Here is a 16819-nt window from a genome sequence, read left to right on the forward strand (position 1 = left end):
CTCAGCCATCTACCGAGAAAAGGTCTGTCTCTCTACAGGAGTGTAGAGATGATCTCTTACTAAAAGTATTACTCTCATCGATTCCGCTTCTAGGCATGAGGAGAAGGCAACTACCTATGATATGAAGAAGCTATGTATTAGTTATAGCAGAAGACCTATATCAATTGAAACAGATCATATAAAGCCTAGTATAAGGATTCCTCATATAAGTCTCATATTAGGTGTGAAAAATATCTTATATGCTTCTTTATATCTAAATTAGAGGGTGATAGTTTTCCTAGGAAGAGAAGTTTATGTTGTAGATATGCTTAGAACTGCCTTTACTAGATTCAGTAGAAGAGAACCTGAAAAAGATCCCTTTTACGAGATGAGATCTGAGGAGATCGCAGGTAGAGTTGTCAGAGGCTTAATTGAAAGAAATAATCTGAATCCTAATGATATAGATGACATACTCGTAGGTTCAGCTCTTCAAGTAGGCGAACAATGGCTTTATGGTGGTAGGCATGTGGTTTTTGCAGCGAGACTTCCCGAGACCATTCCTGCTGCAGCTGTTGACCGGCAGTGCGCCTCATCTATAACTACCGTGGTATACGGAGCTCTGGAGATAGCATCGGGCATGGCTGATATAGTTATAGCAGGGGGTGTTGAGAAGATGTCTAGAGTTCCTATGTATGATAATCCTCACATTGATATAAACCCTAGATTCACCTCAGATCCTGAGTATGCTGAGTATGAGCTAGGGATCGGATATATAATGGGTTTAACAGCCGAGAAACTCGCCGAAGAATCTGGGATCGGTAGGGAAGAGATGGATAGATGGGCTTTAATAAGTCATCAGAGAGCTTGGAAGGCTTATCAAGAAGGATACTTTAAAAAAGAGATCCTGCCGATCGAGATTCGGAGTAGTAGTGGAAGGATGATCTTAGAATCAGATCAGGCGGTAAGACCTGATACAACACTCGAAAAATTACTTCAATTACCCCCAGCATTTAAGCCTGGCGGTGTTATTACAGCTGGCAACTCATCTCCTCTAAGTAGCGGTTCAGCCTTCGTTCTGCTCATGTCCAAGGAAGCTCTATCAAGATACTCGCTACAACCGCTCGCCAAGATCAGAAGCTTCGCTTTTGCAGGTGTAAAGCCTTCAGTGATGGGGAAAGGTCCTGTTCCGGCATCTCTTAAGGCTCTTAACAAGGCTGGGCTGAAGGTTAGAGACATAGGCTTGTGGGAGATTAATGAAGCTTTTGCTGTAGTAACATTGTATGCTATAAAGCAGTTGGGCATCGAAGAAGAAAGAGTTAATAAGAGAGGAGGAGCTATAGCGATAGGTCATCCTCTTGGAGCTACAGGCGCCAGGATCATAGGCACTCTAGCAAGGCAGATGGTGTTAGAGGGAGTAGATTATGGAGTTGCAACTCTTTGTGTAGGAGGAGGTCAGGGAGCTTCTTTGGTTCTTGAAAGAGTATAGTTTTACATATATGATATAATAAAAAGATTCATACTTTTTTCTCTAATTCCTCATATTTTTAAACCCTGAAATTTACTCTTTTCAATTGGTGGAGATAATGGTTTCTAGGATATTCTTAGGAATTTACACAGTTATGTTAATTGTGATAGGTGTGGGATTAGGATTCATTCTATATCCTCTGATGATGGCACCATCTACAGGTCCTACAACCACGCCTTTGCAGGTTCCTCCAATCACCATCACTGCAACTATTCCACAACCCCAAGAAGAGTTGAGAGTATTATTCGTATACGTAGGACCTATAGGAGATCTAGGGTGGACACATGCTCATGATCTTGGGAGGAGATATATTGAGAGATTGCTTCCATGGGTTAAGACTAGGTATATGGAAAGCGTAGATCCTGCAAGAGCATTTGATGAAGTATCAGCACAGATCAACGCTTTCAAACCTCATATAGTTTTTCTAACAAGCTATGATTTTATAGATGCAGCTGTGCAGCTTGCCAAGACTTATAGAAATATAATATTCTTCCACTGCTCAGGAGATAGAAGAGATATTAATCTTGGCACTTATTTTGCAGACCTTTACCAGGCTTATTATATTAACGGGTTGATGGCTGGAGCTCTCACAAAGACTGGAAAGATAGGTTATGTAGCTGCTAAGCTGATCCCCGAGGTTATAAGACATATAAATGCATTCACCATAGGAGCTCAAGAGGTTGGGAGTCAGCTGGGTAAGAATATAACCGTATATGTTATCGAAACAGGTGAGTGGTATAATCCTGCTAAGGCTAGGGCAGCAGCGGCTACTCTCGTGAATAACTATGGAGTTGATGTTCTGGTATTTACAGAGGATTCAACAGCTGTTGTGGAGTATGCGGAGAGTTTATATAAGCTGGGTAGGACCGTATATACTTTCAGTCATTACAGTCCTATGTATAGTTATGGTCCTGACGTGGTTGTTTCAGGACAGCTTGTTGATTGGGGTCCTATATACCTTGATATAGTTATGAAAGTAAGGGCAGGGATCTACAATACAACGAATCTAATAAATGTAGACTACTGGTGGCTTCTTGCACAAGGTGCCGCCGAGGTTGGTGCTGATTTCGGTATGTTTGTTAATCCAAAGTATGTTAATGATCTGAAGAACATAGTTGTGGTAGATAAGACAGATGGGAAGAGAAAGAGTGTTTATGACCTAGCTATCGAGAGATATAATGCTATGAAGGAGGGGAATGTAGGTTTCGATCCGTTTACAGGACCTCTATACGACAACAAGGGAAATCTTAGAGTACCTGAAGGCGTTAGAATGAGATATCATGATATATGGTATATTGATTGGTATGTTAGAGGGGTTGTGGTTCTAGGAGGGATATAACTAGTTTGAAGATAGAGGTAGTTAAAATAAGTAAATTTTTTGATTCGTTTAAGGTGCTTGATGAGGTTTCTATAAGTTTAGAAGAGGGAGAGATCGTAGGTTTGGTAGGTGAGAATGGTGCTGGAAAGACAACACTTCTGAACATAATCTACGGGCTTTATAGACCGAGTTCAGGCTACATATATTTTAATGGAGAAAAGCTTAGATATTCTACTCCTGAACTCTCTCGTAGAAAAGGTGTTTTCTATATACAGCAATTTCCTCGACTTATAGAGTCTATGAATGGTGTTGAAAATCTAATTCTAGTATGCGGATGCAAGCGTGATGAGGCTGTAAAGAATCTCTCGAGCTTCTCAGAGGAGTATGGAATTAGAATTGATTATAGGAAGAGCATAGCTGGAATGACCATAGTAGAGAGGCAGAAGCTCTATACACTTATCTCACTTGCTATGGGTGCTAGAGTGCTTTTATATGATGAACCCAACACCCTGCTTACAACAGATCAAAGTTTCATCGATTTTCTAACTAGATTTACGAGAAGCGGAGGTTCTATAATAGTTAGCACTCATAAACTGAAGGCTATACTAGATCTTGCTGACAGGATCTATGTTATGAGAAGAGGAAGAGTTGTAGGAGAATTCGATAGAGATGCAAAGAAGAAATCTGATGAAATATTGAATCTAATGTTCGGAGAGAGAAGTAGTGTAGAGAGAATAGATGTTGAGAAAGATGAGAGTATCTTAGAAAGAGATAGAGACCAGCTAGATAAAAATGATCTTCAGACTGCCAATGAGATTCTAACTATTGATATGATTAAGCTAAGAGAGGATTTTAAACCTGTGAACCTCAGCGTAGGAAAGGCTGAGATTGTATCAGTACTCACCATAGCAGGTAGAGGTGATAAGGAGTTATTTGATATTCTAACAGGATCTATGAGATCTGAGAGTGGTAGGATCATGTTCTTAGGCGATGATATATCTAACATGAGCACTCACGAGAGAGTTTCTCTAGGTATTCTATTTATTCCTGACAATAGATTCGATTTGATCCCGCCTAGATTTAGTATTAGAGAAATAATGGGTGTGTGGGGGCTTAAGTGGAGTCAGGGCGTTAAATGTATAGAGGATCTAGATGTTATGTACAGATCTCCTGAATCTAGAGTTTCAGAACTTTCTGGTGGTAATATCACTAGACTTCTCATATCAATACTATTGTGTAGAAGACCGCTCCTCGTGATAGCCCATAATATATTTAGCGGCTTAGATGTAATGGGATTTGAAAAAGTTATAGGGATCATGAGAAGACTCAGGAATGAAGGGGTTTCATTTCTGCTTATTCTAAATGATTACGAGGAGGCTCTGAGAGTTTCTGATAGGATCTATGTTCTTAACGAGAGAGGTTCTAAAGAGATCGACGCTAAGAAAGCTAGATTAGAGCCTTCACTGATCTGGAGGGAGATTGTCTTATGAGTATTTTCTACGTGAGAAGGAGAATTAAAGAACCTTCGCCTGCGAGAATAATCTTAATACCTGTGGTTATATTCTCAACTGTAATGCTTCTAGGACTCTTTGTAGCATTATCTCTCGAAGGATACAGCTTAAGAGATCTAGCACCTATGATAATAAATGAAAATACTCTCATGTCTCCAGCAGTCATAAGATATGCTGTAGTCACAGCACTACTCTCTCTAGCTCTTCTTGTTAATGTTTCAGGAGGATATGTAAATCTAGGTGCTGAAGGGCAGATCGCTGTAAGTAGTATAGCCATATTAATAGCAAGCATATATGACTTAGGGATTACAGGTGCCATATTATTATCTCTTCTATTTGTTACAGCATGGTCTCTTCCACCATATCTAGTTAAAATTATTTATGGAGGTAGCGATGTGCTGAGCAGCTTCATAATGAATTTCATAGCATTATTCATGGCTAATCATATTGTATCCCATGTTTTTAGAGGTGACATAGCCAGGCCTAGAAGCCCTCCTATAACAGATATAGATCTACATTATATCTCCGGGGTTGGATGGCCTCTCAGTATTCTGAACAGGATCTCTCTTGAATCTCTACTCTCATTAATCTTAGCTGTTTTTGTGATCCATTATATTCTCATGAAGACAAGGCTGGGCTTTAGACTTAGACTTCTAGGATACTCGCCTCGTACCGCATCTCTCTCAGGTGTTAACGTGAATCTCTATATAATATTAAATCTATTGATCAGCTCGCTACTGATAACGATGGTAGCTCTAGAACTTATATTAGGTAGCGATAGAAGAGTTAACTATAATGAGTATGCGAATATAGGGATAGGATCGGTTAGTTTTGGTCTGGGATACACGTCTCTCAGCATAGCTCTTCTATGTATGGGGAGGAGTTATAGCACTCTCATATACTCATACATGATAGCGGTAGGCTATATGATTGTTTTCTCATTATATGGATTCCACAGACTTATTCTAGGAACGGCAATTATAGGGCTTTCTCTACTTTCAGCTCTCATATCTGAGCTTATCTTAAGATACGAGGTGAGATTATCACGATCTACGGGCTTGAAATAATATTTCTACAGATCCTAGCATCATCATCGATATATCTATTCCTAATTCTTGGAGAGATTCTCTCAGAGAGATCTGGAGTCGTGAATTTAAGTTTAGAAGGATCTATAGCATTAGGCGCTTCCGTAGCATATGCTCTGACAATTGCAACAGGAGAAAGTTATGTAGGCTTGATCTGCGGAGCTTTAGCAGGTTTAATACCTTCTCTATCTCTAGCTCTCACTTCAGTATATCTCACAATGAATATGATAGCTGCAGGTCTTGCTATCTCGAGTATTTTCTCGGCTTTTTCGATAGTAATAGGAAATATAGTTCCTAGATCTTCTCAGAATAGAATTATTATCTTCTCAGAGTATCATACTATAATTTTCTTTCTACTACTCTCAATACTTATATCTATAATGCTTAGAATTCTCTTAGAGAGAAGAATAGGGTTTATGATAAGATCTGCTGGTGAGGATCCGTACTCGGCTTATTCGATGGGTGTTAACGTGTGGAGAATCAGAACGTTATCAATAGCATTCTCAGGTATTATGGGAGGTTTAGCAGGTAGTCTGGTAGTTCTTATGCCGGTGATATCAATTATATGGCGAGAAGGTATTACTAGCGGGATGGGGTTTGTCGCCGTAGCTATAACACCTCTAACCCTTTGGAGTAGTCTTCTAGCAATTCCCGTAGCCTTATTCCTAGGAGGAGTATATCAGTTGAGCATATATCTTCAGATATCAGGTATCATGAAGATATCTACAGAGATCTCAAGTCTCATACCTTACACCATAGCCCTAGCATTCTACATAATCTCTAGAATCATAATATCAGGGAAGAGAGGTAGATTGAGTAGCATACCAAGAGCTATAGGGAGAGAGCTGGTTCTAGAAGAAAGATATGAGTAGGATATAAAGAGAGTTATTATTTTATTAGCCTGGTAGAAGACTGGTTTTTGATGATGAATGGTATTAACTATGATCAGATGATTAGGGCACCAGACTCTGATTCCTTCCTACTACTCTTCTTTTGATCTTTTTCTCAGTTCTCTCTCAAGCTTAAGTTGATAATATGATATTAATCCTCTTATAGTGAGTAGAAGACCTGCTAGGGATAGAGCCAGACCTAGAATTAGGACGTGTATCTGTTGGATAAAGCTTAGAAAAAACCTGTTGAGGTTAGCAGAACTCCTACCAGAATATACTTGAACCATGACTCTATTCTCAAGATCTCGAGCCTCTTAATCTGGGTTCAGCATATGTTTCTAGAGCTAGTCCTAAGAATATGAAGGCCATCGATGTTATCGTGATTAAAATCCCTGGAGGGAAGATCCACCACCAATAAGTTATATAACCTTTAGTCCTTGCATCAGCTAGAATACCTCCCCACGTGGGCAGGCCATGTGATATACCTAGTATAGCAAGCCCTGCTTCTGCTATGATCGCACTTGGAGTTGAAAGCACCAAGCTTGCAAGTATATAAGGAGTGAGTTGAGGGAGTATATGTCTGAACATTATTCTTCTACTTCCAGCTCCCAGAGCTCTTGCCGCTTCTACATATTGCTCTCCTTTAATAGAGAGAGTGAAGGATCTTATTATAATAGCTAGTCCAGGCCATCCGAACACTACTAGAACTATTAGTATTATAGAGAGAAGAGTCCAACCCTTGGCAACAGGATCCTGAATCTGCGCTATGAACTGCGATGCCTGAACACTAGTTGCTATGAGAACTAGAATGGGTAGGAGAGGTATGTTACCCATAACATCCACGGTTCTCTGAATTCCTTCATCGATTAATCCTCCATAGAACCCGCTTACAATTCCTGCCAGGACTCCTATCGCGGTTGATAAGATCGCAACGCTGAGTCCTATTGCGAGCGCTATAGGAAATCCATAGAGTAGTCCCATGTAGAGATCTCTTCCCAGATAATCGGTTCCCATAAGACCGTAGCATGTTCCGAATATGACTAAAGTTAATTCCTTCGCTACAGTGATCGGCGGCGTGTAAACCCCACTATACACTATATCAAGTTTGAAGAGATAGTCTCCCGGCAGTATTGTTGAATTAACCACAATACCTGCTGGAGATACTTCTGTAACTTTTTTGAATATAAGTTCCTGGAGTGATCCTAGTATGCTCAGGCTGTTAATAAGCCATCCTCTCTCTTGGAGATATTGATTGACTATATCTCTAGCTAGCATCTCGCTACTTAATCGGAGTGTAGTGCTTATATAACTCGTGTTAGGGCTTACAGGAGTTGTATAAGAGATCAGCGTATATGTATAGTTATCAGGTCTTCGAACTGTGAGTATGATATTTATGTTTGTGGTACCCCGGGGTATTTGAAGATCTTTTACCAAGACTAGTATATTTGATGGCACTCTGTTCAATCCTTCAGGGAGTGTGTAGGTGTATGTATACGAAAGATCAATACCCCCGCTTGTTTGTATGATGCTGTATCTGTGTTGAGCTAGATTTTCCATAACATGCTTCAGACACGGATATCCTAGAATCCAAGCCCACTCAGGTGGTGCATTAGGCGGATACATTTCCCAAGCTTGTGGCTGGGTCCATTCAACGGGAAATGAAGGTGGTAGTGATACCAGTGCGTATATAGACATTATAACTAGAAATGCTAGAAGAGCTATAGAGATTCTGCCGGCTAGCTGGGATAGTACGTATTCTCTGAGAAAGCTAAGTATTCTACCTAAACCCAGGATCAGTTTGGATCCTAGTGAGCTCATCAGTATCTCACCCTAGGATCTAGGAATATATATAGTATTTCAAGAATCATCCTAGCGATTACATACACAAGTGTGAACACATATGTGAGACCTATAATGGTTGACGCATCTCCTGTAGTTATTGCAGCATAGTATAGAGTTCCCATCCCAGGCCAGTCGAATACTGATTCTGTTATTATAAATCCTCCTATACTCCCTGCTAGACTGAGAGCTATGTAAGTTGCTATAGGAGGAGCTGCTGCTCTCAGGATATAGCTTCTATATATATACTTCTCAGGCAATCCTTTAGCCTGTGCTACGGTCACGAAATCCTCTCTAACTACTCTTATTAGAGTTGCTCTTATAGAGTATGCGGTGCCTCCGAGGAAGTTTATGACTATTGTCGTCACTGGTAGCCACATGTAGTATAGGAGAGTAGGTATGCTACTCAGATCTCCTGACATTATGCTATTGATAGCTGATATCGCACCTCTTCCAGATGTGGGAGCTATACCTAGGTCGTATCCAAATATGAAGAGAAATATAAGTGCCAACCACCAGAGTGGTAGCGCGTTCATCACCGCTGCATAAGCTATTACACTTCTGTCATAAATGCTTCCAGCTCTGAAAGCCGCTCTAGGTCCTATGAGAAGTCCTAGAATGATAACTATAATCTCTGCTACTGTTATCATGAGAATCGTTCTAGGAAGAACTGTGAGTATGGCATCTGAAACTGTGAGAGGTAGCTGTCTCCCTACTACCTGGGCTACATCATTGCTCATCACATCTCCTAGTCTGAGAACTAATACATTCAAAGCCAAAGGGATCACACGTTCGGTCCAGGGCTTATCCACTCCATATATGCTTCTAAGCTGTAGAGTATAATTCGCTACAAGATCGTTGATCTGCTGAGATGTGAGATTTCTAGCTTTTTGAAGAGAATCTCTATAGACTCTTGCTTCTTCAATTATTATAGCATTCCAGATCTTCTGATCATAACCTGTTGCTCCTATTATGAATGCTGTTAGAAAGACTACCACGATAAGAGCAAGGATCAGAAGAAGAGCTCTTCTAATGATAATATAAGCGAGACCTGGCATCTTTCCACCTGTCTCAAATTAGGATTAGGTAATTAAAAAATAAGCTTTGATTTAAATCTTAGCTGATCTTAGCTATTTTCTTCTAAATAATAACATTACTATGAGAACTAGGTTCACTAGAGAGAGTCCTAGAACTCCATATACTAGAGGTACTATACTTGATACAGTATTCTGAACATTAGATACGCTACTTGATAGGGTGTCAATCCTAGCAGATAGATCACTACTGACACTGTTCAACCTGTTATTCAACGTATTGATCTGAGATGTAAGCTGCTGGTTTGTAGCGTTGAGAGCACCACTCAGATCCGAGATACTTCTACCAAAGGTATTCGATAGAGTACTCAAGCTTTCAGATAGAGAGGTACTCAGATTACCGAGAGCGCTTGATAAAGTTGCTGCGAGAGCTCCTAATCTGCTCTCGAACTCAGCTCTTATAGCGTTGATCTGTTGTGCTGTGGAGTTGGCAACTGATGAAATCTGTTGTGCTGTGGAGTTGGCAAGCTCTTGTAATGCTCTTTGCATAGCTTCGTTAAATTGTTGTGCTGAAGCTGGTATAGCTTCTAAGGATATTGTTGTCGCATCAGGTATAGCTACGTTCTCGCTGAATGCCAGTATCTGTATCTGATATAGATAGTAGGGCTTAAGCCTGACAGTTATATCAGTAGGTAGCTGGAATACAAATATATTAGGTGTGATGTTCGTAGCCATGCCAACAGTTATTATAGTTCCTGTTTGCACCTCAGCAACAACGTACTTAACTACTAGAGGTGGTACTCCAGCTACTGTGACGTTTACTGTGAAAGGTTGTCCTATAACTAGGGTTGGCGTCGCGACGTTGAGTATCTGAGTAGGTATTGGTATGCCGAAGTACCAGTCTCCCTTCTTAAATGGATATGTTGGATCTCTAAAGGCTTTTATAACTGCAACCTGGTTAGTCGGATCGAATGAATCTAGATAGAAAGGTCCTTGAGAGATCCAGGCATGACCATGAGCATCAATCCATGAGGAGAGAGCTTGAAGTCTCGAACTCCACTCATCCTGAGTCATATAACTCTTTCCATTAGGAAGTGTGAAGAATCTACTGGGCACACTAGAGGCTAGTGGTATAGCAGCTTTAATATCTTTGGCAGCATCTGGTAAGACTAGATTAAGAACAGGTCTCTTAAGAGCTTGTGAAGCTGTTGTTGAGAATGTATACTTCTGGAGGTCGAATACCAGCATGTTCTGTATATACAGTAATTCAGCTGGGTTGTAGTCTGTAATGGTAGCATAGCTAGCTATATAGTTAGGATCGAAGTGCCAGTAATCTACATAAACCTCTAGGATCTTTCTGTTCTCATCAATTCTAAATCCTTTGATAGTATCGAAGAAGGGTTTGTTAATAGCAGCTATAGAACCTTCTATACTACTCTTAGTAGAGTTATAAACAAGATCAAACCAGAATGCTAGATTACCTAGCACGTCTCCCCATGTTATCGTCACATTATCATGCCATTTAGTGCCTATGAATTTTGACATGTCAAAGTATACTACAGATATAGCTTTGGTGCCATTAGGAACGAAAACCCATCTACCTGTCTTCGCATCCCATATAAACGCGTCTGAGGGAACAGTTAAAGTTCCCGTAGGTCCTGCTGTTTTTACGGTGTAATTAACTCTAAATGGTATAGGTTCTCCGTTGAATGGATGACTCCATGTGAATGGGTCTGCTGTCGCGTACATTATATCTACACTGTATACATCTGTAAAGCCTCCGTATACATTCCATATAGTCCTCGTGGTGTACACCCATAGATGTCCTATTGTTAGAGTGCTTCTTCCTGGAATGAAGATCTCTCTCGAGTTAAACAGAGATCTGAAGCCGGCACCTAGATCCTGTGTCACACCCTGGAGGTTTGCAGATACTGGGTATAGATCTATTCTATTAGCAACCCAAGCTCTTACAGCATCCTTAATACATATATCAACTCCACTTCTGTATAGGCTGTCTCTTTCATCCTTGCTCGTGAATTGTCCGAAGTAGATCTTCATACCTATCTCATCCATTACATCATCTCTAAACCACCACCATCCAGGAGTCTGCCAGCCCGGCATGTAGCCGTACCATGGAGCGCAGAATTGGTTTATGGAGCCACTATCATATCTGGTAATAGCAGTCCTACCCCAGCCTTCTGTGTATATGTGCCATAGGAAATCTGTTGGATTGCTGTCATAGACTCTTGAGAGAGCTTCTCCAAAGGTTAGATACTGTCTGTTCACGGTAAATCCTAGCGATTCTAGAGCGCTGGCGAAGAGATCTCCTATCTCTTTTCTCTCATCCTCAGTTCTTATTATGAATGTAAGAGTTATAGGACTGCCAGCATAGTACCACTTTCCACCAACCTTATAGGCTCCTACTGCTGTGAGTGCCTGGGTTATCAGCTGGTCTGCATAACTTAGATCATATCTAAACTGGTATTTTGCAACTATATCTGCTATAAGCAGATAATCAGGGTCGTATTTAGAGAGAAATGTATACATGGGAGCTGCATAGCCTCTGTATATGCTCTTCACAACATAATCTCTATCGATCGCGTAGTTAAGAGCAAATCTAACTTGCTGCAACGCTAGTGGGTTTATATTCTTACCGTCACAGCATATATCTACATAGGTCTTGTTTGTTTCTGGGTCATAGTATACCTGTGTGATCACGCTCTCAGGATATCCTATCAAAGCTGGCAGATACTTACCTCTCTGATCTCCGTCTAATACTATTTCCTTAACAGGGGCTGGGTTGAATATGAAGTCTACTAATCCTGAAGGAGCTTGGACAAATTTAATGATATTAGCAGTTATAAGAGGTTGGAATTGATCCAACTGAGTAGGTCTTATAGCGAAGAGATACCCGTCTAGAGTTCCCTTCTGGAATTCTGGTACTACTGTATCTATGGTGACCCTTCTATATGTTATTTGATCAGATGCAGGTCCTGGAGGAATCTGCTGTGCCTGAGCAAGTGTATAGGATGTCATGAAGCTTATTGAGAGCGTTACTATCATCAGGAGAAGGAGTGCGAAAGAACCAGCCTTCTCTAGAAGGATTCTATTGTTCAAACCATTATTCACCGAATCTCTTAGTTCTCCGAAGCTTATATATTTTTTTGGGGATCTATGAGATAATGAATTTTCAGATTTCTATTATAAATATAAATTTATGAGACACATGATATGCATAGTATAAACTTTTTAATCTGGTGTAGGTCTATATTCTCTTCCTAGGATCTCTCTTGCTATTATCATTCTCATTATATTTGGAGCTCCTTCAGCGCCGGAGATATAACTGTACACACCTCTCAGAGCTGATTCTGCTATAGACTCTGTCGTGTATCCGTAAGCTCCTAGCATTTGAGTTAGTTCGACTATTGATTCAAAGCTTTTCTGAACTCCAAGTAGTTTTGATGCTGAGGTATACTTGTAAGCCTCTGATCTCGAGATCTTACCCTCTGAGTATAGATCCATGATCCAAGCGCTTTTTACAACCAGATTCCATACCGCCTCAAGTTCAGCCCAGATCTCAGCTATTTTAAATTGTATAGCTTCATATCTTGCAAGAGGCCATCCGAAAGCGGTTCTGCTCTTAACAAATGATATGACATCATCTAGAACTCTAAGTGCAGAGCCTATAGCTGCAGCTCCTATGAGTAGTCTAGCTCTCATAAAACCTTCCATAGCATATACAAATCCTCTCCCTTCTTCTCCTATAAGATTTCTTCTGCTAAGTCTGACGTTATTCATTTTAATAGCTCCCGTACTAATACCCTTCCTCCCCATAGTCTCGAAAAGACTTATTTGAATGCCATCGCTTTCTATAGGAAGATAGAATGCTGATATAGCTCTATGACTTCTCTCCTCAGAGGTCTTAGCAATTAGAAAGAAACCTCCACCCCACTCCCTGGCTTCTCTAACTCCACTAATGTAAACCTTCTCACCATTAATTACATATCCATCTCCATCTTTGACTGCGATAGTCTTGAAGTTAACGAGATCGCTCCCTCCCTGAGGTTCTGTAGATGCGATTCCTAGAAATCTCTCTCCTCTACAGATTTTAGGTAGAACCTCCTCTCTCACTTCTTCTCTTGCAAACATCTCTATTACTTTACCCCATACATTGTTAACCACTATATATACAGGGAGGCTCATCCCAGGATCGTGATAACCTACCTCACGCATTATATGAACAGTAGTTAGATAATCCAGACCTGGACCTCCATATCCTGGAGATATGTTAGGTGTGAGAATGCCTTGTTCAGCCATCTTCTTAAAAAGTTCTCTATCCATAACTCCTCTTAACTCTATATCTTTATACCTAGGACTTACCTCTCTTGAGAGAAACTCTCTTACTACACCGATTAGAACCTCCAGATCTTTTGGGATCGAGAAATCCATGAAAGGCACCCAGATATAGTGAATCTAGGAGAGTAATAAGTAGAAGAGACTTCCCACCCTAGATGCCACACCTAATCTCTTCTCTCACTCTCATCCTTAATCAAGCATTTGTTCTCACAGATCTTCTCACATATGAATTCAGCCAGATCCTCTAAATAAGTGTTCACGATATACGCAATAAGATCTGGAGATATTTCTCTGTGTAAGATGCTTCTCAGAATCAACATTCTGATCATTTCTTCTCGAGTTGTAGTATCACTATGAAACCATCTCATCCAGAAATCCTCCTTATAGAAATCCGCCCTACTCATAAAACCTCTACCCAATAAATTAAAAACCCAGGCTCATGATATAAATAGTAGAGTACTGGAGATCTGGATTCATATTCAGGATCGCTTTCTCGCTTTTCTCTACACTTCCTCTCCTCAACATAGATTCTGAGCTCTTAGAATAGTTTCATGCCTAGAAAAATCTCATATCCTACGAATCATCTTTCAAGACATTGAAATAATCTTTACACTCCAGAAGATGAGGATAGAAATATTAATAAACGTACCAGCATACTCCTTTGATATATCTTAGGAATAAGCTGATGCATGTCATCACGTCTCTATCTTCTCTCCTGCAACTCCGCATCTGATGCATGTTGATGATATCAGTATTAGGTTGATATACCTGGTCTCAGACCCTTGTGATAAAGATCAGCATGAGATCTGGGATAGCTACATGAGGTATACTTACTCTTAACTCTGATATTAGTCGTCGAGATCATCAGAGAGCTTTTTCTTAAGACTCATGATAAGCTATGAGTATGAGTTTTTAAAGTCTGTTATGTGTAGAAGTCTTTTATATTATCTTTCTTCATTCAATCTACTCTATGGTGAGGTATATACAGTACTTCACAAGAGCGTATCTGAGTAGAAATAGTAGAGGAGAGGCGATTCTCAAGATCTCTGAAGAAGATCTATCCGAGAATGAAGTTGGCATAGGCTTAGGAGGGAAACTCTATAGCATGGCTATATCAACACCCTATGGCTGTGTGATAGCTCTGAGTCTCGAGCTTACTACTCCAGATATGATCTACGCAGCTCTAGCACTTCTAAATCCTCTGAATTCAGAGGATACTCAAATTCTTGAGAAGATTATCAGCTCTAGAGAGATTCACATAAGTTTAGGAGAGAGAATTCTAGGAGTTTACAGACTTTCAGAGGCGGAGGTGGATAGATTAAGCTATACTATGAGTAAGACTAGAGAATGTGATATAATGAGATCTGTAGAAGTAGATCTTGACAAAGCGTATGAATGGATTGTATCTAGCCTAGGCTAGTCTTTATAGTTTCACAGGAACCGAAGGCATTCTAAGAATTCTAAACACATAATATAATGCTACGAGGAAGACCAGTATACCGCTTAGAGCAGATAATATTGGTATGTGAATAGACTGTCCCAGAGATCTTAGAATTGCTGACGTCGCCATGACTCCTACGAGTATTATAGATTCTAGGGGTAGAAGTTTTGGATTCTCTCTCCATATTATACCTGGTATCAGAAGAGGTGTGCAGAAAGAGATCATAGTAACACCTAGAAATCCTATCATAGCTAAATGAAATGAAACACCCCATGGAGCTATCAGTGATATGGGAAACGAGAGAAATCCTATGATCTTTGATACACTTGTTCCAAGTCTATATATGTCTCTGCCACCGATCTTTGGTATGAAGAATATGAGAGCTGTTATCGGTAGAAGTATGAGATTGTTATATCTCGTGATAATAGCTAGAACCCATGAGATCACGAATATTGCTGTGTATATGAGGATTCTGGTAGGATCCATCTTCTCTTTTCTCATATTAGGGTCTGCTCTGAGTAGAAGACTTGATACAGATGCTAGGGGGAAGGCTAGCACTCCTAAAAGTCCTGAGAAAGGTGTTGTGAGAGCTAGGATCAGTCCTGCCATAACGATAATATTAGGAGCTCTCCTCATGGTAGTACCAAACCCTCTACGCATATATTGGATCACGTGAGCTATAGAGCCGATCCAGAGAGTAATCTGCCATACAAGAGATTCTGGAAATATCAATGCGTATAAAGCGCTAAATATTTCGGAAGACAGGATTACAATACTTATTAGTGGGTGGGGCATCATTCCTGAGAAACCTGGTACCTGACCCCACATAACTCCCAGATAAAATAGTCTTACAGCGAAAACCATTAGAAATCCATGAAGCTCAGGTTTCTCGCCTGCGATTAATACTCCTAGGATTATATATACAGGTGTCATATAAAGAGGTATCTGAGAGGATCTAGACCATATGAAGAAGCTTCTGATATCTCTTCTGATCATCTTAGACCGCCATCATTCAAATGCCTTCTCATCATTTATCTCAGTTCCGAGGGTATTAATCATCCTACCATAAGAGTATTATAAGAGTGTTCTAATAAATATTAGAAGGTGATCTAGTGGGTTTCAGAGTAGAGATCTACTCTCACTTCACTTGTCCTACAAGCTATAGACTTTTTAAAAGACTTCTCGAGAGAGGGTTACTAGAAAAAGTAAAGATATACGATGTAGGGGTCAACCCTTATAAAGCTTATGCCAGGAGAATAGTCTCAGTCCCATCAATCTATATAGATGACATCTTATACTACTCAGGAGTTTTCAGCGTGCTTGAAGCTGTTAGAACCATCGAGAACTCTAGCATTCAGCTTGAGGAAAACTTTGACTACGCAAAAGCTGTTGAAAGAATCATGTTAGGATATCTTGATTCATCGATGATAGCTCTCAGCATATTCGTATACGATGATCTTGAATCTCCATTTATATTCAGAGAATTTATAGAAGCTGTTTCGAGACATATCTTCTATAAATACAAGAGTGAGGAGAGTTTTGAGAATCTTAGAAAAGAATTTATATCCTACATAGATAATAATCGAGAGTACTTCTTCGAAGAGCTTCTGAAAGCTGTTGCAAAAATCCTTGCCAGAGATATTGTGTATACATACTGGCCCGAGAAACCTGAGACATATTATTTCGACGATATAAATAAGCTTCTGTCACATATCTATAGCAGACTTTCTCTCGGTAGAGTAGGCATGATAGCCGGTTATCACGAATTGTTAAAACCTAGAAACCTGAGATCTCGAGTAGAATATCTTAAGGATCATATAGATAGAAACTGGGATAATCTG

14 protein-coding genes are annotated in these 16819 nt (G+C 40.1%); 7 read left to right on the forward strand and 7 right to left on the reverse strand.

Annotated elements, in window-relative coordinates; all coding sequences use genetic code 11:
- Window positions 1–265: 265 nt before the first annotated feature.
- The 5 genes from QXS89_03620 (at window position 266) to QXS89_03640 (ending at window position 6290) form a co-directional block, all read left to right on the forward strand.
- Window positions 266–1465 (forward strand): acetyl-CoA C-acetyltransferase, encoded by a 1200-nt coding sequence (locus tag QXS89_03620; protein MEM3831262.1) that lies wholly within the window; start codon window positions 266–268, stop codon window positions 1463–1465.
- A 97-nt stretch (window positions 1466–1562) separates the two neighbouring features.
- Entirely contained in the window at window positions 1563–2843 is a 1281-nt protein-coding gene (locus tag QXS89_03625; protein ID MEM3831263.1) for a BMP family ABC transporter substrate-binding protein, read from the forward strand.
- Between the two features lie 5 nt (window positions 2844–2848).
- Window positions 2849–4312: an ATP-binding cassette domain-containing protein gene (locus tag QXS89_03630; GenBank protein ID MEM3831264.1), complete on the forward strand. Its 1464-nt coding sequence runs from the start codon at window positions 2849–2851 to the stop codon at window positions 4310–4312.
- Window positions 4309–5400 carry a hypothetical protein gene (locus tag QXS89_03635; GenBank protein MEM3831265.1) on the forward strand — a complete coding sequence of 364 codons (1092 nt, stop codon included), beginning with the start codon at window positions 4309–4311 and terminating at the stop codon, window positions 5398–5400. The genes QXS89_03630 and QXS89_03635 overlap by 4 nt, the downstream gene beginning before the upstream one ends.
- Before the next feature lie 11 nt (window positions 5401–5411).
- Complete coding sequence (locus QXS89_03640) at window positions 5412–6290, forward strand: hypothetical protein (protein ID MEM3831266.1); 879 nt, start codon at window positions 5412–5414, stop codon at window positions 6288–6290.
- 110 nt (window positions 6291–6400) lie between these two features.
- Here the strand turns inward: QXS89_03640 and QXS89_03645 are convergent, their stop codons facing one another.
- The 6 genes from QXS89_03645 to QXS89_03670 form a co-directional block, all read right to left on the reverse strand.
- Window positions 6401–6595: a hypothetical protein gene (locus tag QXS89_03645; protein ID MEM3831267.1), complete on the reverse strand. Its 195-nt coding sequence runs from the start codon at window positions 6593–6595 to the stop codon at window positions 6401–6403.
- Window positions 6596–6605: 10 nt separating this feature from the next.
- On the reverse strand, window positions 6606–8126 hold the full coding sequence (locus QXS89_03650; protein MEM3831268.1) for an ABC transporter permease: 1521 nt from the start codon (window positions 8124–8126) through the stop codon (window positions 6606–6608).
- Window positions 8126–9205, reverse strand: a complete 1080-nt coding sequence (locus tag QXS89_03655) for an ABC transporter permease (GenBank protein ID MEM3831269.1) — start codon at window positions 9203–9205, stop codon at window positions 8126–8128. Before QXS89_03655 ends, QXS89_03650 begins: the two co-directional genes overlap by 1 nt.
- Window positions 9206–9277: 72 nt before the next feature.
- Entirely contained in the window at window positions 9278–12298 is a 3021-nt protein-coding gene (locus tag QXS89_03660) for an ABC transporter substrate-binding protein (GenBank protein ID MEM3831270.1), read from the reverse strand.
- A 132-nt stretch (window positions 12299–12430) separates the two neighbouring features.
- On the reverse strand, window positions 12431–13630 hold the full coding sequence (locus tag QXS89_03665) for an acyl-CoA dehydrogenase family protein (protein MEM3831271.1): 1200 nt from the start codon (window positions 13628–13630) through the stop codon (window positions 12431–12433).
- A 71-nt stretch (window positions 13631–13701) separates the two neighbouring features.
- Window positions 13702–13941, reverse strand: a complete 240-nt coding sequence (locus QXS89_03670) for a hypothetical protein (protein MEM3831272.1) — start codon at window positions 13939–13941, stop codon at window positions 13702–13704.
- 566 nt (window positions 13942–14507) lie between these two features.
- On the opposite strand from QXS89_03670, the gene QXS89_03675 reads away from it, so the two are divergent.
- On the forward strand, window positions 14508–14957 hold the full coding sequence (locus QXS89_03675; protein MEM3831273.1) for a hypothetical protein: 450 nt from the start codon (window positions 14508–14510) through the stop codon (window positions 14955–14957).
- A gap of 3 nt (window positions 14958–14960) precedes the next feature.
- On the opposite strand, the gene QXS89_03680 is transcribed toward QXS89_03675, so the two are convergent.
- Entirely contained in the window at window positions 14961–15974 is a 1014-nt protein-coding gene (locus QXS89_03680; GenBank protein MEM3831274.1) for a hypothetical protein, read from the reverse strand.
- A gap of 116 nt (window positions 15975–16090) precedes the next feature.
- Between QXS89_03680 and QXS89_03685 the strand changes: the two genes are divergently transcribed.
- On the forward strand, window positions 16091–16819 hold a 729-nt coding region (locus QXS89_03685), incomplete at its 3' end, for a hypothetical protein (protein ID MEM3831275.1).

It is taken from the genome of Sulfolobales archaeon (assembly GCA_038881635.1).
GTDB lineage: Archaea > Thermoproteota > Thermoprotei_A > Sulfolobales > AG1 > WYEN01.